General features: G+C 69.6%; 20 protein-coding genes and 1 pseudogene. 13 read left to right on the top strand and 8 right to left on the bottom strand.

What is annotated here, in order from left to right:
- Positions 1-173 precede the first annotated feature (173 nt).
- On the bottom strand, positions 174-974 hold the full coding sequence (locus tag NS3_RS09825; RefSeq protein ID WP_067857097.1) for a class I SAM-dependent methyltransferase: 801 nt from the start codon (positions 972-974) through the stop codon (positions 174-176).
- A gap of 99 nt (positions 975-1,073) precedes the next feature.
- Here NS3_RS09825 and NS3_RS09830 point away from each other — a divergent pair, with 99 nt between their 5' ends.
- The 11 genes from NS3_RS09830 (at position 1,074) to NS3_RS09880 (ending at position 11,822) form a co-directional block, all read left to right on the top strand.
- Entirely contained in the window at positions 1,074-1,781 is a 708-nt protein-coding gene (locus tag NS3_RS09830; protein WP_067857100.1) for a DUF8020 domain-containing protein, read from the top strand.
- Between the two features lie 138 nt (positions 1,782-1,919).
- On the top strand, positions 1,920-3,185 hold the full coding sequence (locus NS3_RS09835) for an ATP-grasp domain-containing protein (RefSeq protein WP_084495264.1): 1,266 nt from the start codon (positions 1,920-1,922) through the stop codon (positions 3,183-3,185).
- Between the two features lie 41 nt (positions 3,186-3,226).
- Positions 3,227-4,042: a Rossmann-like domain-containing protein gene (locus NS3_RS09840; RefSeq protein WP_245649543.1), complete on the top strand. Its 816-nt coding sequence runs from the start codon at positions 3,227-3,229 to the stop codon at positions 4,040-4,042.
- Positions 4,039-5,106 (top strand): PLP-dependent cysteine synthase family protein, encoded by a 1,068-nt coding sequence (locus NS3_RS09845; protein ID WP_067857104.1) that lies wholly within the window; start codon positions 4,039-4,041, stop codon positions 5,104-5,106. The genes NS3_RS09840 and NS3_RS09845 overlap by 4 nt, the downstream gene beginning before the upstream one ends.
- A complete protein-coding gene (locus NS3_RS09850) occupies positions 5,103-6,146 on the top strand; it encodes a dipeptide epimerase (RefSeq protein WP_067857107.1) in 1,044 nt (347 codons plus the stop codon). Before NS3_RS09845 ends, NS3_RS09850 begins: the two co-directional genes overlap by 4 nt.
- A complete protein-coding gene (locus NS3_RS09855; protein WP_067857110.1) occupies positions 6,143-7,462 on the top strand; it encodes an MFS transporter in 1,320 nt (439 codons plus the stop codon). Before NS3_RS09850 ends, NS3_RS09855 begins: the two co-directional genes overlap by 4 nt.
- On the top strand, positions 7,443-8,318 hold the full coding sequence (locus NS3_RS09860) for a class I SAM-dependent methyltransferase (RefSeq protein WP_067857117.1): 876 nt from the start codon (positions 7,443-7,445) through the stop codon (positions 8,316-8,318). Before NS3_RS09855 ends, NS3_RS09860 begins: the two co-directional genes overlap by 20 nt.
- A 28-nt stretch (positions 8,319-8,346) precedes the next feature.
- Complete coding sequence (locus tag NS3_RS09865; RefSeq protein ID WP_084495268.1) at positions 8,347-9,189, top strand: ABC transporter ATP-binding protein; 843 nt, start codon at positions 8,347-8,349, stop codon at positions 9,187-9,189.
- Positions 9,186-10,268, top strand: a complete 1,083-nt coding sequence (locus NS3_RS09870) for a FecCD family ABC transporter permease (RefSeq protein WP_245649544.1) — start codon at positions 9,186-9,188, stop codon at positions 10,266-10,268. Before NS3_RS09865 ends, NS3_RS09870 begins: the two co-directional genes overlap by 4 nt.
- A 28-nt stretch (positions 10,269-10,296) precedes the next feature.
- A complete protein-coding gene (locus NS3_RS09875; protein WP_067857120.1) occupies positions 10,297-11,280 on the top strand; it encodes an ABC transporter substrate-binding protein in 984 nt (327 codons plus the stop codon).
- Positions 11,277-11,822 carry a GNAT family N-acetyltransferase gene (locus NS3_RS09880; protein ID WP_067857123.1) on the top strand — a complete coding sequence of 182 codons (546 nt, stop codon included), beginning with the start codon at positions 11,277-11,279 and terminating at the stop codon, positions 11,820-11,822. The genes NS3_RS09875 and NS3_RS09880 overlap by 4 nt, the downstream gene beginning before the upstream one ends.
- Positions 11,823-11,916: 94 nt before the next feature.
- Here NS3_RS09880 and NS3_RS09885 read toward each other — a convergent pair whose 3' ends face one another.
- Positions 11,917-12,936, bottom strand: a complete 1,020-nt coding sequence (locus tag NS3_RS09885) for an oxygenase MpaB family protein (protein ID WP_084495272.1) — start codon at positions 12,934-12,936, stop codon at positions 11,917-11,919.
- A 160-nt stretch (positions 12,937-13,096) separates the two neighbouring features.
- Here NS3_RS09885 and NS3_RS09890 point away from each other — a divergent pair, with 160 nt between their 5' ends.
- On the top strand, positions 13,097-13,855 hold the full coding sequence (locus NS3_RS09890) for a TetR/AcrR family transcriptional regulator (RefSeq protein WP_245649545.1): 759 nt from the start codon (positions 13,097-13,099) through the stop codon (positions 13,853-13,855).
- An 11-nt stretch (positions 13,856-13,866) separates the two neighbouring features.
- Here NS3_RS09890 and NS3_RS09895 read toward each other — a convergent pair.
- Positions 13,867-14,499 (bottom strand): annotated as a pseudogene (locus NS3_RS09895) (dienelactone hydrolase family protein); the annotation flags it as partial.
- A 295-nt stretch (positions 14,500-14,794) separates the two neighbouring features.
- Here NS3_RS09895 and NS3_RS09900 point away from each other — a divergent pair.
- A complete protein-coding gene (locus NS3_RS09900) occupies positions 14,795-15,229 on the top strand; it encodes an Hsp20/alpha crystallin family protein (protein WP_067857132.1) in 435 nt (144 codons plus the stop codon).
- Positions 15,230-15,232: 3 nt separating this feature from the next.
- Here NS3_RS09900 and NS3_RS09905 read toward each other — a convergent pair whose 3' ends face one another.
- The 5 genes from NS3_RS09905 to NS3_RS09925 are packed head-to-tail and all read right to left on the bottom strand — an operon-like array spanning position 15,233 to position 20,203.
- A complete protein-coding gene (locus NS3_RS09905; protein WP_084495276.1) occupies positions 15,233-16,231 on the bottom strand; it encodes an oxygenase MpaB family protein in 999 nt (332 codons plus the stop codon).
- Between the two features lie 21 nt (positions 16,232-16,252).
- The gene (locus NS3_RS09910; protein WP_067857137.1) at positions 16,253-17,122 is read right to left on the bottom strand and encodes a hypothetical protein; all 870 of its coding nucleotides are present in this window, start codon (positions 17,120-17,122) and stop codon (positions 16,253-16,255) included.
- Complete coding sequence (locus NS3_RS09915; protein WP_067857140.1) at positions 17,119-18,087, bottom strand: MlaD family protein; 969 nt, start codon at positions 18,085-18,087, stop codon at positions 17,119-17,121. The genes NS3_RS09910 and NS3_RS09915 overlap by 4 nt, the downstream gene beginning before the upstream one ends.
- Entirely contained in the window at positions 18,084-19,109 is a 1,026-nt protein-coding gene (locus NS3_RS09920; protein WP_067857143.1) for an MlaD family protein, read from the bottom strand. Before NS3_RS09920 ends, NS3_RS09915 begins: the two co-directional genes overlap by 4 nt.
- Complete coding sequence (locus tag NS3_RS09925; RefSeq protein WP_067857154.1) at positions 19,106-20,203, bottom strand: MlaD family protein; 1,098 nt, start codon at positions 20,201-20,203, stop codon at positions 19,106-19,108. The genes NS3_RS09920 and NS3_RS09925 overlap by 4 nt, the downstream gene beginning before the upstream one ends.
- Between the last annotated feature and the right edge of the window lies 1 nt (position 20,204).

Raw genomic sequence — 20,204 nt, forward strand, 5'->3', positions numbered from 1 at the left:
TGGTCCCCCGGCAACTCTACGTCCCCCTCGTTCCAGGCGATGCAGATGCCGGATCGAGGTATGCCGATACTCGTCCGCCGTCTCGGGGGCGGCGTCGGAGCGGGCGAGATCGGGCGCGCCTGCTGAACAGGCATGGGTGGGTAGGCGGCGTGCTCGAACGACGTGGGTGGCTGTCAGGCGACTCGGGTGCCGACGGCGACGAGGGTGGTGGCGTCGAAGTGGGTGGTCGAGGAAGAGGCGAGTGTGTCGAGGTAGATCTGCCGGACGGCGCGGATCCGGTCGGCGTCGAGGTCGGCGAGTGCGCCGACGAAGCCCGATCCGGTGACGAGGAGCCAGGCGAGTTCGGGAGTGACGGGCAGGTGCAGGGGGTGTTCGTCGACGGTGACCTCGCGCAATCCCTGGTCGGTCAGCCACGTGCGGTATTCCTCGGCCCGGTTGATGTCGTCGAGGAGGCGGGCAGGCCTCGGCGGTGTGGGCGTGCCGGTGACCTCGGCGACGGCGTCGCGCAACGCACGGCCGGGGACTTCCATCGCGCCGCGACGCCAGATGGTGAGCCCGACGCGGCCGCCGGGCCGCGCTCGGCTGATGAGATGGCGGGTTCCTGCGGTCATATCGGGAAAGAAGAAGATTCCCAGCACGGCGTGGACGATGTCGTAGCCGTGGCCGGGCCAGGTGGTGGCGTCGGCGAGATGGGCGTGTATCTGAGGCAGGTCGGCGGCGTTCCTGCCGAGTTCGGCGAGCAGGGGTGCGGACAGATCGATGGCGTCGAGGTGCCCGCCGGGGCCGATGAGGCGGGCCGCGGGGATCGCCGAGGCGCCGGTGCCACAGCAGGCGTCGAGGACGCGGTCGCCGGGCGCGGGTGCGGTGGCGGCGACGGTCGCGGCTCCGATGGGGTCCCAGAGGTGAGCCGCGAGGCGCTGGAAGTCGCTGCCTGCGGTGTCGAAGGCACGGAGCTGACGGTCGTCCACGGACATGGCTCGATGATATCCATCCGGACTATGCAAATGGAAATCATTATCGTTATGATCCGTGCGGCCTTCAGCCACTTCGCACTTCGATGAGGGATGTCAACTATGTCGATCACCAGGACCGTCGCCACAGCTCTGGGCGCGGCCACGCTCTTCACCGCCATGACAGCCGGTCATGCCACGGCACAGGCGACTCCACCCGGCGGCGTGGGGTTTCACGCCGAAACCACCGAGACGGCCACCATCGTGTCCATCGACAGCGGCACGATGAGTGTCGAGGACGGCGTCTTCACGATCGCGGCCGAGGACGGCACCGTCCTCGCAGGAACCGAATTGTCCTTCCGTGTCGATGATTTCGTATTTCCCATCGCGGCCCGGATCGCCGAACGCACCGCCACTCTGACGCCGCAGTTCGATCTCGCGCACGCGAAATACCAGCCGGTCGCCCTCCCCTTCGAGGACAAGGCTCCCTGGAAGAACGAGTACGACCGTGAACAGGCCGCCTGGAGCCGGATGACCAGCACCATCTCCATGGGTGCGACCGTCGGCACGCTGGTCGGCGGCCTCGGTGGTGCGGCGGTGGGCTGCGTGCTCGGCGGGATCGCGGGAGCGACGGTCGCGTCGGCGGCCATCGTCGGATTGTTCGGCGCCTTCGTCCCGGCCGCGGCCGTGGGCTGCGTGGGCGGAATCCTCGCGATCGGGGCCCTGGGCACGGTGGCCGGACAGTTGCTGGTGACCGCGCCGGTCGCGATCATGGCCGCCGCGCAGTACTTCACCACCATCACCTCCCCCGCGCCCGCTCCGGCCAAGTAGTCCACCCGATGCCCGGCGGTCGTCGACCGCCGGGCATTCGAAAGGCCCACTGCGCGAAGCCTTTCGCATTCGAACGCCTTTCGCATTTTAACGAGAACGATTATCATTTGCACGCCTACGTGATGTCGAGGAGGCCGCATGGGGCATCTACTCATGGTGGAGAGCTGGGTCGGGTCGATGAGCACTCTGCTGCCACGCGGAATTCACCGCCGAGACCACAGGTTCACCTTCCTGACCAGGGATCTCGGTCACTACCTGAGGTCAGCGAACGCGGCCGGTCATCCGCTGCTGGGCGCCGCGAACATCGTCTCCGCCGAAACCAACGACGAAGCCGCGCTGCTTCCTTTCGTGCGCGGGCTCCACGAGGCGCTGCGGTTCGACGGTGTGCTGTCCTCGTGTGACTACTACCTGCCGACGGTCGCGGCCATCGCCGCCGACCTCGGGCTTCCCGGACCGAGCCGGTCCGCGGTCGCCGCCGCGTGCAGCAAAGCGGCGACCCGCCGGATCTGCGCAGCCGCGGGTGTTCCCGGCCCCGAGTTCGCGGTCGCGGACCAGTGGAGCGAGATCGCCGCCGCGGCGGACCGGATCGGATATCCGGTGGTCGTCAAACCGGTCGACCTGTGCGGCGGAATGTTCGTCCGCCTGGTCGACAACGCCGATCAACTGGCCGCCGCCGTGGCAGCGATCGCGGGGTTCCCGGTGAACGCGCGTGGGCAGCTGCGGGCGCCGGAGGTGCTGATCGAGCAGTATGTGCACGGTCCGGAATACAGTGTCGAGACCGTGACGTGGGCCGGTCACACCTCGGTCGTCGGCATCACCGACAAGCGGGTGGTCGGCTCGGGGTGCTTCATCGAGGCCGGGCACATGTTCCCGGCGGCGCTCGAGCCCGATCAGGCCGAAAGTATCGGCGATCTCGCGCGATCCGCGATCGAGGCGCTGGGCCTGGACGGCACGGTGGCGCACATCGAGATCAAATCGACCACCGCGGGTCCGCGTCTGATCGAAGTCAACCCCCGGCCCGCGGGCAACCGGATCACCGAACTGGTGCGCCGAGTCACCGGCATCGACCTCCCCGCGGTCCACGCGGATCTGGCGGCAGGCCGCCGACCCGAGCTGGACACGCGCGATACCGGAATCGGCAGTGCCGCCATCGCTTTCCTGGTGCCGGACCGAGCGGGCGAACTCGAGCGCATCGACGGCAGCGACGGGTGGTCCGGCGCCGGGCACGTCGTCGAGCATCAGCTGGCCGAGGCGGGAAAGCTCGTGCGGGCGGCCGACAACAACAACGAGTACCTCGGCCACGTGATGGTCGTCGATCCGGCGCCGGATGCCGCGGGGACGATCGCGCAGAAGCTGATCGAGAACCTGCACGTGTCCTATCGCGACACCGGCGAACTCGCATGATGCCGACGCAGCGGCCGACCGCCGCAGAGCGACCGGCCACCGTGGCAGAGCTCGTCGACCTGGTCCGCGCCCGCGCGCTGGGCCCCGCACCCGGTGTGCTGACCGTCGCCACCGCCTTCTCGACCGTCTACGGCACCAAGCACGCCGGTCGCTCCCACGGCTACCACAACGAGATACTCAGCCTCCGTGTCGGTTCCGTGGTCGGCTCGTGCGGACTCGAGGGGCCGCAGCGCCGCGATCTGTCCGGTGTCCTGGACGACTGCGTGGGCGCGAGCGTCGGCGACCTGCTCGATCATCCCGTCCCCGCCGTCCGCATCGCGGCACTCGACGCCTATCTCATGCACGTCCATCCGCACCCGCGAGCAGCCGGGGCCTCCGGCAGGCCGGTGATCGTCGACGGGCCGTCCTCGCTGGCCAAATCGCAGCGCCGCGCGCGAGCGGTCGTCGATCTGCTGCCGGCCGGCAAGGTCGGCACAGTCCTGGTGGTCGGTGTCGTCAATTCTCTTCTGGCCCAGCTACGTCGGCGTGGCCTGTCCTACATCGCCTGCGACAACGCGGGTGGAACCACCGAATGGGGCGAGAACATCGTGACATCGACCACCGCTGTCACCGACGAGTACGACGCGATGCTGGTCACCGGGATGACGCTGGTGAACGGCAGCTTCGACGCCCTGCTCCAGGACGCGGGCAGACGAGGGATTCCCCTGGTGATGTTCGCGCAGAGCGGCAGCGCGGTCTTGCCGTGGTTCCTCGGCGAGCGGGCCGTCACCGCGGTCTCCGCCGAGCCGTACCCGTTCTTCTCCCTCGACGGCAACCCGAGCACGCTTTTCCACTACCGGAACGGGGATCGGCGATGACCGCGGTCGAGCCCCACGGCGGGCGCGACGGACTGCTCCGCCTCATCGGCGGCACGCCACTGACCCTGGTGCCCGCGAACGCGACGGGGGACGCGCACTACTGGGCGAAGATCGAATCGGCGGGCGTGGGCGGGATGAAAGCCCGTGCCGCGACGGCGATGCTGACCGCGGCGGCGGACCGCGGCGAACTGCTGCCCGGCGCGGCGATCGTCGAATCCACCAGCGGCACGCTCGGTATCGGATTGGCATTGGCGGGAAAGGCGCTGGGGCATCCGGTGATCCTGGTCGTCGATTGTGAGCTCGAACCCGAGATGCGGGCATTGTTCGATCTCTACGGCGTCGAGCTCGAGATCGTCGATCACCCGCATCCGCAGGGCGGATGGCAACGCGCTCGCCTGGATCGGCTCGCCGACATCCTCGCCGCGACGCCGAACGCCTATTGGCCGGATCAGTACAGCAATCCCGACAACGCGTCGGGCTATACCGCGATGGCGCGCGAGATCCTCGGCCAGGCCGAACCGATGGACGTGCTCGTCACCACCGTCGGGTCGGGCGGGCACTGCGCGGGCCTGACCCGGCACTTGCGGGAACACTGGCCGCAGCTGCGCGTGGTCGGCGTGGACTCGGTCGGTTCGCGGATCTTCGGCCAACCGGCGAGGACCCGGATCATGCGCGGCCTGGGTAGCAGCATTCTGCCGCGCAACGTCGTCTATTCCGACTACGACGAGGTGCACTGGGTCGGCCCCGTGGAAGCCGTCGCCGCCTGCCGGACGCTCGCCGCGCGGACCTGCCTGGCGGGCGGATGGAGCACCGGCGCCGCGGCGCTGGTGGCGGGGTGGATCGCGAGCCGCGAGCCGGGAACGCGCGTGCTCACTGTCTTCCCCGACGGACCGCACCGCTACCTGAGCACCATCTACGACGACGCCTGGTGCGCGGCGCGCGGTCTGCTCGCCGATCCACGCACCGAGCCCACCGAACTGACCAGACCCGACGAACGCGAAGTCGAAGGATGGGGTCGTTGTCCGGTCGTCCGCGATCCCGCGACCCCGGAGGTGCTGCTGTGAGACTGGACTGGCACAGCACCCGGATCGAACTGACCGAGCCGCTGCGTATCTCGCGGGCGACCATCGCCGCCCGCGATGCCGTCTGGGTGAGCCTGACTCATCAGCAGGCCCAGGGCTGGGGCGAGGTCGTCACCAGCCCGCGCCTGGGAATCACCCTCGACTCCATCGACCGTGCGCTGCGTCGAGCGGCCGAATGGGTCGCCACGGACGCTGATCCACGGCGCCTGCGCGATCGCCTGCCCGAACTGCGCGCGGCACTGTCCGGCGCGCTGCCGGTGGTCGCGGCCGTCGACGCGGCACTGCACGACTGCCTTGCGGTGCGCGCGGGGCAGCCGCTGTACTCCTATCTCGGCATGCCCGAATGGGATCGGGTGCCGACCGCCTACACACTGGGCATCCTGCCCGCCGACATCGCGGTGATCACCGCGCGTGAACGGGTGGCGGCGGGCTTCACGGTGCTCAAGCTCAAACTGGGCTCCGCCGACACCGCCGAGGACGTCGCGAGGGTGCGCGCAGTACACGAGGCCGTGCCCGGCGCCGCGTTGATCCTCGATCCCAACGGCGCGTGGGACGCCGACACCGCCGTGCGGGTGATCACCGAACTCGCCGGATGCCATGTGGTCGCCGTCGAACAACCGGTGCCCGCGGGAGGTCTCGACGCGCTCGACGCGGTCGCCACCGCTGTCTCGGTGCCGGTGATCGCCGATGAGGATGCCGCCTCGGTCGAAGACCTGGCCGCCTTGCCCGCGGCGGTGGCAGGCATCAATATCAAGCTGGCCGAATGCGGCGGCCTGCACGCGGCCGCCACCATGATCGAGTGGGCCCGACATGCCGGCGTCGAGGTCATGCTCGGCTGCCAGGCATCGACGTCACTGGGTATCGCTCCGGCCGCGCACCTGAGCGGAGCGGCCCGCTGGGTCGACCTGGACGGGCATCTGCTCATCGCCGATGATCCCTGGCGCGGGCTCGCGGGGGCGGACGGCATCCTGCGCCGCCCTGCCGGGGCAGGTATCGGAGTCACGCGATGTGGTGCGGCATGAGCGTCGTGCGGCTGTTCCGAACCTTTCCCTTGTCGGTGCGCCTGCTGCTGATCAACCAGCTGGCGGGCAATGTCGGCTTCTACATGCTCATCCCGTTCCTCGCCGACTATCTGCTCGACGATCTGGCGCTGTCGGCGGCCGTGGTCGGCGTGATCCTCGGCGCCCGTAATCTCAGTCAGCAGGGGCTGTTCCTGGTGGGTGGGATGGCCGCCGATCGGCTCGGCGCCCGGCGGGTGATCATCGTGGGCGCCGCGATCCGCGCGACGGGGTTCGCCCTGTTCGCCGTCGGCGGGTCGGTGGCGGTGGTCCTGCTCGCCTCGATTCTCACCGGATTCGCCGGGGCGCTGTTCAATCCGGCGGTCCGCGCGTATATCGCCCGTGACAGCGACGACCGCGCCGCGGACGCGTTCGCCCTGTTCAACATCTTCGGCAATGTCGGATCGGCGGCAGGCCCGATCGTCGGCACCGTGCTGATCTCCCTGGGCTTCGAACTGACCGCGATCGTCGCGGCGGGGGTGTTCCTGGCACTGACCCTCGCCCAGCTGGCGCTGCTACCGCATCGTGCGGCGACCCCGAACGGCAACAATGTTCTCGGCGACCTCACCGCGCTGCTCGGCCACCGGGTGTTCTGGGCTTTCGCCATCGCGCTCATGGGGATGTTCGCCCTACAGAGCCAGATCTATTTCATCCTGACTCTGCAAGCCCAGGATGCCGCGGGCGAGGACTTCTCGGCAATCGCGGTGGCGGCGCTGTTCCTCACCGAGACCGTCACCATCCTGGTCCTCCAGGTGCGGATCACCAGCGCCCTCGGTGCCCGGGCGCGCGGTCCGGTCATGGCCGTCGGCATGACGGTGATGGGCGGCGCGTTCCTCGTTCCTCCGGCAGCGGCGCGCGTCATCGACGCGGTCACCGACCAGCCCGTCCCCGCTTACCTGGCGGTCGCGCCGGTCGCTCTCGCGGCGGCGATCCTGGCGGTCGGCATCATGACCGTCGCGCCGTTCGTCAACGAGCTCATCCCCCGTTTCGGCGGTCCGAATCTGACCGGAACCTATTACGGCGCCTTCTATCTCGTTGCCGGTGTCTTCACGGTGACGCTGACCTCGCTGGTGGGTGCCGCGGTCGACCGCCTCGGCGGGCCGCTGGGCTGGTGGCCCGCCCTGCTCTGCGCCGGAACGGGATTCGCCTCGGCGGTCGCGGTAGCGGCGATGCACCGGTACGGCGCGCTGCCCGCGACCAGCAGCGATCCCGACCGGCCCGCCCCCGCCTCGACCGTCCTCGTGAAAGGTGATTCCGACGATGCCACCGACCAGCGCTGACCCGACGCTCGTCAGCGAGAATCTACTGACCGACAATCCCGCGCTGTACGAACAGACATTCCCGGACAGCGGCGAACGCAACGCGCGCTTCGTCCACGATCTGGTGACCGAATTCTCCGATCCGGCGATGGCGGCGGGAACCACCGAAGCGATTCCCGGCGCGCGCTTGCTCGATGTGGGCGCGGGCACCGGCCGAGACGCCGCCCGGCTGGCCCACCTCGGCTACCGGGTCAGCGGTATCGACATCTCCGCCCGGATGGTCGCCTACGCCCGCGCGAAATACCCGGGGCTGGACATCCGGGTCGGTGACGCGCGTGCGGTGACGGTCGCCGAACCGGTCGACGTCGTGACCTGCCTGGGCAGCACCTTGCTGCACCTGCACCACAGCGAAGACATCCTCGCGGCCCTCACCCGCTTCGCTTCCTGTCTGCGCGCGGGCGGTCTGCTGGTGCTGGAGATGCGCAACGCCGCGTTCCTGCTCACCGACCGAGGCCGGCGGGAACTGCTCGACCACGAATCGGTGCGCCGGGTCGAGTGGGAAGGGGTCGAGTACACCTCGCGTACCTCGCTGTCGATCGATCTGCCCGCGCAACTGCTGCGTCGCCGCCGTGTCTGGACCTGGGACGGCTGTGTCGAGCCGGTCACCCAGGACACCGCATGGCGATTGCTGTTCCCCCGAGAACTGCGGCATCTGCTGTGCCTGGCCGGGTTCGACGTCGTGGCCCTGTTCGACCGCCCGGGCCCGCTCACCGAGCCCGCCTGGCCGGGGGACGGTGTGCTCGGCGAAGAACTCGACGACGACCGCCTGCACGTCGTGGCGCGCCGCCGTGCCGACACCGTTACGGCTGTCCGGTGAACGAGACGCCAAAGCGGGAGGTGCATCGATGATCACCGTCGAGGACATCGAGTTCGGCTACGGCGGTGAGATCGTGCTGTCCGGCATCGGGTTGACAGCCGAACAGGGCAGCGTTCTGGGACTCATCGGGCCCAACGGCTCGGGCAAGTCGACCCTGCTGCGATTGATCTACCGGGCGCTGCGGCCGCACGGCGGCACCATCACCATCGACGACACACCGGTCGCCGCGCTGCGTGGCCGGGACATGGCCGCACGCCTCGCCGTCGTGACCCAGGAATCGGCGAGCGACACACCGATCACCGTCGCCGAGATGGTGTTGCTCGGACGGTCACCGTGGGCGGGTGCGTTCCAAGGGTATTCGCACGCCGACCGAGTCGCGGCTGCGGCAGCCATGCGCCGGGTCGGGATCCGCGAACTCGCCGGACGCACCTATGCGTCACTGTCGGGCGGTGAACGCCAGCGCGTCCTCATCGCCCGCGCGCTGGCTCAGCAGGCCGATCACATCCTGCTGGACGAACCCACCAATCACCTCGACGTCCGCTATCAACACGAACTGCTCGGGCTCGTCCGGGAACTCGGGGTCACCACCGTGGTGGTCCTGCACGATCTGAATCTGGCCGCCCGCTACTGCGACCGCCTCGTCCTGCTCGACAAAGGGCGTATCGCCGCGGCGGGGCCGGTGGCCGATGTCCTCACCGCCGAGGTGCTCGAACCCGTCTATCACGTCACCGTGCAGCGCTCGGCGGCCTTCGGCTCCCTGCAGTTGCTCTTCGGCCCGCGCCCGCACGCCGCCGAAGACGCGCGCGAGCGGCTCCGCGAGAGCGCGCCCGACAGCGCATCCCCCGACACCGAAGAGGCATTCACACCGTGACCACCACGCTCGCAACGCCGCCGGTCGATGATCTCGATCACGCCGAGAAGCGGTGGACCACGATGGCCTGGATCGCCGGATTCACGCTGGCGCTGGCGGTGACGATCGTCGTCGCGACCGGATCGGGCCCGGTGTCGGTTCCGCCGTCGACGGTCGCCAGAATCGTCGGCCATCACCTGCTGGGGTGGCCCGGCGTGGTCGACTGGACCCGCGCCGAGGACTCGATCGTGTGGCAGGTGCGCACCCCGCGCGTGCTGCTCGGCGCGAGCGTCGGCGCCGCCCTGGCGGTCAGCGGGGTGGTCCTGCAGACCATCATCCGCAACGCGCTGGCCGATCCGCATATCCTCGGCGTCACCTCGGGGGCCTCGACCGGCGCCGCCGTCTGCCTGCTGTTCGGCTCGACGGTCTCGGCCTCCGCCGCCGCGCTCACCTCGAGTGCGTTCCTGGGGGCGATGATCGCCACCGCGCTGCTGTTCGTCGTCGCACGGATCAACGGCCGGATGACCTCCCTGCGACTCCTGCTGGGCGGGGTCACCATCGGCTACATCTTCTCCGCGGCGACCAGTTTTCTCATCTTCGCCTCGGACTCGCCCGAGGGAGCCCGCGCGGTGCTGTTCTGGCTGCTCGGCTCCTTGAGTTCGGCGGCATGGTCCTCGGTCGCCGTCACGACCACCGTGGTCTTCGCGTTCCTCGGCGCGTTGTTCGTGATGGGAACGCGGTTCGACGCCTTGTCCGTCGGTGACGACACCGCCCTGACGCTCGGCTTCTCCCCTGTCCGGCTGCGGGTCGGCGCGTTGGGCATCGTCGCCCTCGGCGTCGGCGCGGTGGTCGCGGTCTCGGGGGCGATCGGATTCGTCGGGCTGATCATCCCGCATGTGGCCAGGTTGTGCGTCGGCAGCACGCACCGCAAGCTCATCCCCGTTTCCGCGCTCATCGGCGCGATCTTCCTCGTCGCCGCGGATGTGGTCGCGCGCACGGCTTTCGCCCCGCGCGAACTACCGCTGGGCATCGTCACCGCGGTGGTCGGCGCACCACTGCTCCTCGTCCTGATCCGCCGTATGCGCGGCGTCGATGCGTGAACACCCGTCAGAAAAGGAAATCGACACAGTGAAACCCATATTCGCCCGACGCATCCGGCGATTGGCCGTGCTACCCGCCACCCTCGTGGTGGCAGCGGGCCTGACCGCGTGCGGCGAAACGTCCTCCGAGAGCGCGCAACCCACCACCGGCGGCTTCCCGCTGACCATCTCGAGTTGCGGCCGCGAGGTCACCTTCGACGCGCCGCCGCAACGGGTCGTCACCGTCGGCTCGATCGCCGCGCCGATGATCGCCGCGGCGGGCGCGGGTGACCGCGTGATCACCCGGACCTTCGAGACCGCGCCCTTCCCCGGCAAGTACGCCGACCAGCTCGCCCACGCCGAAGTGGTCGCTCCGACTGCGGATCTGGCTCGTGAAGAGATCATCGCCCGCACACCCGACGCGGTGGTGAGCTTCGAAGGCGCCGCGGTGACCGCCGACGATCTGGCCGCCGTCGGGATACCGCTCATCGTGACCCGCGGCTACTGCCAGAACGCCGCGGGTTCCTTCGACGACATCTTCGCCGACATCGAGCTGTACGGAAAGCTGTTCGGCACCGAGCCTGCCGCGACCGCGGAGGTCGAGGCGTTGCGCGCACGAGTCGCGTCCGTCGCGGACACGACGAGCGCGGTCGCGCAACCACGTCCTGCCGCGGCGCTGATCTTGTCGCGCGACGGGAGCACCCTCAATGCCTACGGCGGCACCAGCACCGTCGATACCCAGATGCGGATGCTCGGCCTGAGCAACATCTTCGGCGATGTCGACAAGCGCAGTTTCGGCGCCAACACCGAGACCCTCATCCAGCGCGACCCGGAAGTGGTGATCTTGCTGACCCAGGGCGACCAGACACCCGAATCAGCGCGTCAGGCATTGCGCAGCCGTCCCGAGCTCGCCGACGTCGAGGCCATCCGGGCCGACCGGATCATCGCCGTCCCGTTCGGCTACACCGGACCGGGGCCGGTCGCGGTCGAGGGGCTGGAAGTGCTCGCGAACGAACTGGCAGGACTGCGATGAGCACCCCTACCTTGACGACCACCGGCTACGCCATCCGCGAAGCCCGCGCCGAGGACATGCCGGGCGCACGGCGCATCATGCTCGACACCTTCTACAACGTGCTCGGCTGCGGCTACATGCCCGAACACCACGACGACGTCATCCATCCCGAACGGGTGTATCTGGACCACCCGAATCAACGACTGTGGGTGGCGGTCCGCGATGACGAAGTGGTCGCCACGACGGCCGTCCAAGCGCGCGGACCGCGCACTCCCCCGCATCCGGGATGGCTGGCCGAGCAGTTCCCCGACGGCGTCACCGCCCAGTTGTTCCGCGTCTACGTCGCGCCCGAGCATCAGCGCCGCGGCCTGGCGAGCCGGCTCGTCGAGCACGCCGTCGCGTTCGTGAAGGCCAACCCCGCACTGGATCGGCTGTACCTCCACACCGACGCGAAATCGCCGGGCGCACTGGAGTTCTGGCAGACCTTCGGCACCGTCGTCCACGACGCCCGACGACCGGGAGCCAGGTTCCAGACCGTGCATCTGACGATTCCGCTGAACTGAGCGCAGTACCGCAGGGGTACCGCCGCGAATACACCATCGCGCCGACCAGTGGTTGATAGTCGAGTTCGCTACAACTATCAACCACTGGGTGGGATCACACCGGGCAACCACCCGAGAAGGGCAGCGGCGGGGCGGCGAAGGTGTCGAGGGCTACCCTGCGGTGCGAGCGGACCAGCTTCTCGTATCGGAGGCGGTTGTAGGCCAACGGCGCCAGCAGCAGCCGATCGGGCAGGATCTTCCACGCGGTCTGCAGAACCCGGACGTAGACGGCGAATTCGAGGTCGTGCCTGCGGGTGAGTTCGAAGCCGGTCATGCGCCGCACGCCCGGGTGCATGGCCTGGGCCGAGCACACCTGGATGATGTGGCCGATCAGGGGGCGGATCAGCATCCACAGCGGCAGCAGCAGGACGCGGGCGGCCGGCGGGATGCCCAGTGTCGGCAGCGGCAGCCGGGTCAGCGCGGCGTACTTCTCCCGCAAGAAGGGATTGGCGGCCAGCTCGTGCTCGACCATGTGGTCGTAGTACTCGGTGGCAGAGGCCAGATCGGCCGGTAGCTTGCCTGCCTGGGAGGGCAGTTCCAGGTGGGCGAAGGTCTCGCGCACCATCTGATAGGCGGCTTCCCTCTCCTCCGGGCGCAACTCGATGCCGGTGCAGAAGGTGAAGGTGTTCAGCGGCACGAACATTCCGCTGACGCCGATCCATATCCAGGTCTTCGGGTCGAGCGCGCTGTAGCGGACGTCCTCGTACGCGCCCTTGCCGCGGCCGTGGACGTCGCGGTGGCGTTCCTTGAGCCACTCGGCCTCGGCCTTGCGGTCGACCGGGTCCGCCCACAGCGCGAGAATCCCGGACGCGCCGCTGCGGACTCCGCGATCGGCGAAGTTGGCGGCGAAACGCCCGCTGCGGTCCACCGCGGCGGCGACGGGAACGAGTGCGACCTGGTCGAACGCCGATCCCGCGAAGACGCCGGCGAGCACGCTCGCGGTGTGCTTGCGGAAGGCGGTCAGCACCTCCGGCCGTACGCGAGGAGATGCGGCCGCGGCTTCGAAAGCGGTCGGCGCGGTGGCGGACTCGGAGACGGATTCGGAAACAACGGGCAACGCTGCGTTCGTTGTCATGGCGCACATCCCTGAACGGCGAGTGATAGTTTAATAGTGTTTAGACTATCATTCCGACATGTCGGAGGCGAGACCCGCCTGGGCGCGCCTCCCGCGGCGAGACGGGCGGTGCGCAGTGTCGACACGGATGACCCGTCGGCTCGCCGGTAGGCTCACGGCGATGACGGCGCACCGTGAGGACCGGGCCGCCGAGCAGGCCGCGGATACCAGCGGCGGTCTGCCTTCCTCGGCCGGGTCGCTCTCTCCTTCCTTCGACATCGACGGCACGGTCGCCGAATTCCTCGCCGCGACGGCGGATTCCTGGGCCGATCTCACGGCCATGGACTCCCGTTCACGACGCATCGTCGACGCCGCACGCGACTGCTTCGCCGAGGTCGGGTTCGAGGAGACCACCATGGTCCGCATCGCCGAACTCGCCGGAGTGGGCGTCGCGACGGTGTACCGGCGCTTCGGCACCAAATCGGCGCTCGTGCGCTACGCCCTCATGGCCGAATCACAGCGGGTCGGCATGGTCATGGCCGAGGCGGTGCGCCGGTCGGCGGGGCCGGTGAGCGCGCTGGCGGAGATGTTCGCGGCCTTCGTCGGCGAGGCGAACTCGCCCCGTCTGCTCACCCGTAGCCTTCGTGTGTCCTCCGCGGCCGACCAGCTCACCAGCTTCGTCACCGGGGACGAGTTCATCGCCCAGGGGCGCGGCGTGGTGGCCCGTTTCCTCTCGCACTGGCAGCGGTGCGGCGAGCTGGGAGATTTCGAGACCGAGGTGGTCGCCGAACTGTTCGTCCGGCTGACCATGTCGTTCATCTCCAACCCGCGCGGGGTGCTGCCGCTGGACGACGCCGCGGCGGCGAAACAGTTCGCCCGTCGCTTCCTGGCGCCGCTGCTGTTCCCCCACCCGGGTGCGCGTCCCGCGAACGCCGAGTAGCCGTTCGATACTCACCGAGTTGTCAGCTGTGCGACCAGCCAGTCGCGGGCCAGCTCGGCGACCTGCTCCAGCGCGCCGGGCTCGCCGAACAGATGAGTGGCGCCGGGCACCACCTCTACCGTGACCTCGCACGGCATCGTGCGCGCCGCTTCTCGGTTGAGGTCGAGCACCTCGTGGTCGTGGCCGCCGACGATGAGCAGTGTCGGCGAACGCACGGCCGTCAAGGCCGACCCGGCCAGGTCCGGTCGGCCCCCACGTGACACGACCGCGGCGATCGACACCTCGGAGGAAGTCGCGGCGCGCAAGGCGGCTCCCGCTCCCGTGCTCGCGCCGAAATAGACGACGCGGAGCCCGGCTGTTTCGGGTCTTGTGGTCAGCCAGCGCGTCGCCTCGACCAGTCGCCGCGCGAGCAGGTCGATGTCGAACACATTGGCGCGAACGACCTCTTCGCCGGGTGTGAGCAGGTCGAGGAGCAAGGTGGCCAGGCCGGCTCGTTGCAGAACTTCGGCCACGAATCGGTTCCGGGGGCTGTGGCGGCCGCTTCCGCTGCCGTGGGCGAACACCACCACGGCGATCGCGTCGCCGGGAACAGTGAGACGACCCTCTACCCAGCCTTCGCCGACCGGTATGCGGACGTCTTGATCGAACATGGCGGATCGTCCTCACTCGTCGCGGGCACTTCGGCACTCTTCGAACGGCCTCGAGAACCTCCTTCCGCCCGAGTGTGGCCCCGCACCCGGCGCTGCGGAAGGTCCGACCGTCGCCCGCGAGGGAGCCGTTGGTCCTCGTGCTCCGTCCGACCAGGCGTGCGGCGTCCCGGCGAGCTGTGACGTTGGTCTGTCCAGCACGGGCACCATGCCTCTCCCGAGGCCTGTTCGAGGGGCGCACGCTCGATGTCGAGCGTGCGCCTTACAACCCGGTACGAACGAGGAGGAATCCGTGAACGCACGCAGTCCCCAGCTCCATTCCCGGTCCCCATTTCCCGCGCTGACCTCATGGTTCGCCGGTTTGCCCGCCGTCGATGCCATGCGTCCGTTCTTCGACGGACACCCGATACGGATGGAGGTGGACGAGAAGGACGACGAATTCGTCGTGCGCGCCGAGATGCCCGGCGTGGACCCGGACGAAGATGTCTCGGTCACCGTCCGTGAAGGCATGCTCACCATCCGAGCCGAACGGACCGAGCAGCGCGAGACCAACGGACGCTCCGAATTCGAATACGGTTCCTTCTCGCGCACCATCGCTCTTCCGACGGGCGCTCGGGAGGACGACATCACCGCCGCGTACGACAAGGGCATTCTCACCATCACCGTTCCCGTGGCGGAATCCAGCGAGCCCGCTGGGAAGAAGGTCCCCATCTCCTCGGGTCGCTGACGCCTACACCTGCTTCGGCCGCACCTTGTAGGCGGCCGATCGCAGTTCCCGCTGCTTCATCTTCTGGATGCTCCGGTGGTGCTTGCGGGCGTGATAGGCGATCGGGAAGTACGTCAGCCGCTCGGGCAGCACCCGGTAGGCCAGCCGGATCCCCGCGTAGATCCGCTCGAGCGTGCGCTGTTCCTCCTGACTCCACCGCACCCCGATCATGGCGCGCAGCCGCGGGTCGAGCAGGCCGATGATGGACAGGTAGGTGAACCGCAGCACCGGCCTGGCCAGTGTGCGGGCCACCTGGCGAGCGGGGAACGGCAACGCCCGCAATTGTTCGCTGTCGCCCTCGCGCATCATCGCGAACTCCTCGCGCATGGCGTCGTCGGCGCGCAGCACCTCGCTGACCATGCGTTCGTAGTATGCGTCGAACTCCGCGCGGGTCTGCGGATAGCCCTTCATCGGCACCTGCAGGATCTTGGCGATGCGGATGTTGTCGGCAAGCAACTCGTCGAGTTCGCCTGCGGTGAACTCGCGGCCGATGAGCAGCCGACCCGCCTTGGCGGTGGTGATGTAGGCGGTGGCGATCACCCACTGATAGGCCTCGGGATTGAGTGCGCCGATGCGCTTGCCCTCCGAGCCGCGCATGGTCAGCGGCTCGTGCAGCGACCGGAGCCGGCGTCCTTCCTGCACTGCTTCCAGCCCGCCGTAGGTCCAGCGCAGCACGGAGTCGACCGAGCGGATGGCGCGGCCGCCCGGGTCGGTCCGCGCGGCCGAGTATCGGTCGGTGACCTCACGGATCACCGGATGCATGCCCTGCATGGCGAACGCGGCGCCCTCGAGGAGGAGGTAGGTCCAGTGGCCGACCATCTCGGCCGTCAGGGAGTCGGGTGCGACGAGTTCGACGGGCTCGGCGTCCTCGCCTATCCAGACCCGCGGTGCGGGCGCGGTGGTACGGGAGTTGTGGGCGGCGCGTGGGATCTGGGGTAGCGACTGGTCGGCGGCTGTGGTCACGGTAGTTCTCCTGTGGATGGGTCAGCGAGGCGCGGCAGGCGCCTCGGTGGTCGGAACGGGCAGGTCGGGGGCGACGCCGCCGACATCGGTGATGGTCCAGTCCGCGGCGCGGTCGAGCGTGACGGTGTAGGCGGCCGTGGCCACCACGCCTTCCGGGGTCTGCCTGCTGCGGGAGTTCATGTCGACGAAGACCTGCACCACGTGGAGGTCGCCGTCACGGCTCATCACCTTCGCGGCCAGCGGCTTCGCGGTGGCGGAGTACTCCATCTGGGTGAGCCACGGGCCGACCACGTCCGCGGCGGCGGTGAGCTTCGCCGCGAGCTGTTCGGTGACACCGGATGTCAGTGCTTCGCGCCAGGCGTCGACCTGGCCGGCCTCCACCCTCGACACACCGAGGGCGTAGTCGGTGGCCACCCGCTCGGCGGCGGTGTCGGTGTCGAGTCCGGCGCGCAGGGCAGCGAGTTCGTCGGCGGCGTCGCCGGTGCGCCAGACGGTGGCGGCCGCGACGATCAGCGAGACAGCCGCGACGAGGAGCGCGGCGATCGTGATTCGCGGCAGACCGCGGAGCGCGGAGCGTTCCGGCCGGCTCCACCATCGCCTGGTCGCGGCCGTCGATGCGTCGGTCACGCGCGCCTTCGCCCCGGTCTTCCGGCGGGCGCTCGGCCGCGTCTGCGGATCTCGCCCGTCCGGCCCGGCCTCTCGATCGCCCGAGTCGTGCTGTCCGGCCTCGGGCGATTCCGCCGGGGCGGCGTCGGTTTCCTCGGGCCGGCTCGCCGCGCCCAGCGCCGTCGTCACGTCGAGCTCGCTCGCGAAGCTCGCCTCCGGCTCGGCCGGCCCCGCCTCGGGCGCCGGGTCTTTCGTTGTCGCGGTCCTGGCGTCGGTGCTGCTCATCGTTGTCCTTCCTCGGCGGGTGGCTGGAGCACGATCCGGAGCCGGTCGCCGGGCAGGGCGGCGAGGGCTCGGTCGAGCAGGGTGGCCATGTCGATGGCGCCGAGCGCGGGGCCGACGGCGGTGGTGACCGGGCGCAGGGCGACACCGAGCGCGCCGAGTTCGGGGCTGAGCCTGCTCAGGAAGTCGACGAAGCGTTGCTGTTCCTCGCGCCACGAGCCGAGCACTTCCCGGCCCCGCAGCAGGGCCGATCCCTCGAACAGGTACTCGTAGGACACGCCGAGGGTGGCGCCGAAGGCGTCCAGTTGCGGGGGCGCCGAGGTCAGCGTGGGTTTCACCCAGTCGACGTCGGGCAGCAGCAGCATCAGGTTGCGCAGCACGACCTCGAGTGCGGGTTGGTGCCTGGCCAGCGTCATGGCGAGCACGTCGGCGGCGCGGGCGAGCGCGGGCGCGGTGGCGGCGGCGTGCTCCACGGCCTGGGTGAAGGTGTCGACCAGATCGGCCAAGGTGGCGCTGTCGCTCTGGCTCAACAGCGTCGACGAGGCGGCGAGCAGCTCCGGGATCGAGGTGGGCGCGGTGACGAGGCCGGTGATCTCGTCACCGTCGGCGAGGTAGCGGCCGCCGACGTCGGCGGCGGGCAGGAAGGCGAACACCGGCTCGCCGAGTGCGGACAGGTTCTCCACCGCCATGGCCGAATCGGCGGGGACGCGGTGAACGGAGTTGTAGGACAGCCGGACACGCACCCCGCCGCGGACGCTGTCGACCCCGTCCACCGCGCCGATGTCGACGCCCCGGTACACGACGTCGGCACCGGCGCGCAGGCCCGCCGCGTGGTCCATGTGCACGGTGACGTGGTTGCGGCGTTCGGTGGGGTCGAGCCGCAGCACCCCGAAGGCGAGATAGCCCGCGCCGAGTGCGGTGACCAGGGCGAGTACGAGCACCGAGTAGCCGGCGGGGATACGGGTCACGGCAGCACTCCGATCAGCCGTAGCAGGATCAGTGCGTCGACCTCGCCGCTCGGGCTCCCGGTCAGCCCGATTCTGCGCACGTCGACGGCGGGGGCGCCGAGGAACGGGACCACCTTGCCGTTGACGAGATCCGACAACGCGGCGCCGTTGCCGATCCAGGTGGTCGCCTCCGGTGCGGGTTCGCGCAGCAGCGTCGCGGTTTTCTCCAGCGCTTCGTTGATGTGCGGCAGGCGTGGGATGAGCCAGTCCAGTCCGTTGGTGAGGGTGTTGACGTCGATGACCACATCGAGTACCGCGGTCATGAACTGCGGCACCCGGCCCAGGCGCAACCGGGCGGTCTCGGAGAACAGGAAACCGACCTCTTCGCGCATGGCGGCCAGCCGTGCGCTCACCTGATCGGTCGCGGCGAGCATGCGATCGAGGTCGGGCAGGTGTTCGACAGTGGTGGCCAGGTCGGCCCCGAGCCGGGCGGCCAGCTCCCTGGTCTCCACGGGATCTTCGGGCAGCGCCGCGACCAGTTCCTCGAGGGCGTCCTGGGTGCGCAGCGCGCTGCCGCCGTTGACGAAGGCCGCGACGCGTTCCATGATCTGCTCGACCTGCGGACCGGTGTCGGTGTGGCTCAGCGGGATTCGGTCGCCGTCGGTCAACGTGGCGGTGGCAGTGCCGGTGGTGGGCGGCAGCAGAGCGATGTAGATGTCGCCGAGCACGGTGGTCTGGCGCAGTTCGGCGCGGGTGCCGAGCGGTAGGCGTACCTCGGCGCGGATGTCGAGGTCGGCCAGTGCGGCGTGTGGGCCGAGCCGGATCGAGTCCACCGCGCCCACCTCGGCGCCGTTGCTGCGCACCCGCGCGCCCGCGGGCAGGCTCAGCAGGGAATCGAACTCGACCACGATCCGGTAGTGCTCGCCGCCCACCCCGGTGCCGGGCAGGGTGTGATCGCTCGGATCGAACCCACAGCCGGCCATCGGCGCCAGCAGCGCAGGCGCCGCCGCGAGCAGGGTCCATCGTGCCCATCGTCGTGTCATCGCCGTCCTCCCGCACTCGCCAGAACGGCCACCGGCAGGGGCAACCGGGCCGCGTTCGCGCCGAGCGTCCGGCACAGGGCGGGATCGGCGCCCACACACTGCGCGGGCGGCCGGTAGTCGAGCGCCAACCCGTCGCCGCCCTCGACCATGTTCTGCAACATGGTGATCACGCCGGGAACGGTGGCCAGCAGCTCTCGAGAGTTCTCGGCGTCGACCCGGGCGAGGGTGACGACCGGAATGGACTGCTCCAGCGCGTCCATCAGGTAGGGGAAATGGTGGTTGAAGGCGCGATCGAGCGGGCCGAGCGCGGTGGCGAGTTTGCCGACGAGTGTCTTGACGATCAACAGCGTGCTCTCGAGCAGTTCCAGCCCGGGACCGAAGGTGAGCAGAGAAGTCTTGATATCGGTCCACCGATCGGTCGCGAAGGTGCTCAACTCGGCGGAATTGTCCAGCAGCGCACCGAGTTCGGCGGCGAAGGCATCCGGCGCGGAGATCAGCTGCGCCACCGCGCGCAACTGCCTGTCGAGTTCTGGCCCGAGCCCGGCCAATTCGCGGTCGGCGCCGTCGAGCAGGGCGCTGAGTGGAGCCGAGCCGTCGGCGGCGGGGCGGGTGAGCTCGTCGGCGATCCGGGAGAAGGAGCCGAGGGCGTCGGAGACGCTGACCGGGGTCCGGGTCCGATCGCGTGGCAGGCACCGGTCCGGGGGCAGTTCGGCGTCGCCGGGCACGTCCGCGTCCACCAGTTCAACGCGCCTGTCGGTGAGCAGCGAGGTGTTGACCACCACCGCCCTCGTCCGGTCCGACAGCGGCCGGTCGCCGATCGACATCTCGACTCGCACACGGTCGCCGTCGGGCACGATCGCGCGAACCCGCCCGACGGCTATCCCGCGAATGGTGACCGGTGCGTCGTCGTAGAGGCCGAAGGTGGTGTCGAACTCCGCGCACAGCGTGCGGACCGGTCCTCGGTCGCCCCGGGTCACCGCCGCCGCGGTCGCCACCACCGCCACGAGCACGACGACGATCAGCAGTGCGGGCAGGGCGCGCCTGCGGATCGCCGCCGGGTCCGCTGTCGTCCGGGCTCTCGCTGTCCAGGTCATC

Source organism: Nocardia shimofusensis NBRC 100134, assembly GCF_001613125.1.
GTDB lineage: Bacteria > Actinomycetota > Actinomycetes > Mycobacteriales > Mycobacteriaceae > Nocardia > Nocardia shimofusensis.

What these genes read in the sequence shown, in the direction of transcription:
- NS3_RS09920 (WP_067857143.1), bottom strand. Translation starts at nt 19,109, where the DNA reads ATGACACGACGATGGGCACGATGGACCCTGCTCGCGGCGGCGCCTGCG.
- NS3_RS09830 (WP_067857100.1), top strand. Translation starts at nt 1,074, where the DNA reads ATGTCGATCACCAGGACCGTCGCCACAGCTCTGGGCGCGGCCACGCTC.
- NS3_RS09890 (WP_245649545.1), top strand. Translation starts at nt 13,097, where the DNA reads ATGACGGCGCACCGTGAGGACCGGGCCGCCGAGCAGGCCGCGGATACC.
- NS3_RS09885 (WP_084495272.1), bottom strand. Translation starts at nt 12,936, where the DNA reads ATGACAACGAACGCAGCGTTGCCCGTTGTTTCCGAATCCGTCTCCGAG.
- NS3_RS09835 (WP_084495264.1), top strand. Translation starts at nt 1,920, where the DNA reads ATGGGGCATCTACTCATGGTGGAGAGCTGGGTCGGGTCGATGAGCACT.
- NS3_RS09880 (WP_067857123.1), top strand. Translation starts at nt 11,277, where the DNA reads ATGAGCACCCCTACCTTGACGACCACCGGCTACGCCATCCGCGAAGCC.
- NS3_RS09925 (WP_067857154.1), bottom strand. Translation starts at nt 20,203, where the DNA reads ATGACCTGGACAGCGAGAGCCCGGACGACAGCGGACCCGGCGGCGATC.
- NS3_RS09855 (WP_067857110.1), top strand. Translation starts at nt 6,143, where the DNA reads ATGAGCGTCGTGCGGCTGTTCCGAACCTTTCCCTTGTCGGTGCGCCTG.
- NS3_RS09845 (WP_067857104.1), top strand. Translation starts at nt 4,039, where the DNA reads ATGACCGCGGTCGAGCCCCACGGCGGGCGCGACGGACTGCTCCGCCTC.
- NS3_RS09825 (WP_067857097.1), bottom strand. Translation starts at nt 974, where the DNA reads ATGTCCGTGGACGACCGTCAGCTCCGTGCCTTCGACACCGCAGGCAGC.
- NS3_RS09865 (WP_084495268.1), top strand. Translation starts at nt 8,347, where the DNA reads ATGATCACCGTCGAGGACATCGAGTTCGGCTACGGCGGTGAGATCGTG.
- NS3_RS09910 (WP_067857137.1), bottom strand. Translation starts at nt 17,122, where the DNA reads ATGAGCAGCACCGACGCCAGGACCGCGACAACGAAAGACCCGGCGCCC.
- NS3_RS09860 (WP_067857117.1), top strand. Translation starts at nt 7,443, where the DNA reads ATGCCACCGACCAGCGCTGACCCGACGCTCGTCAGCGAGAATCTACTG.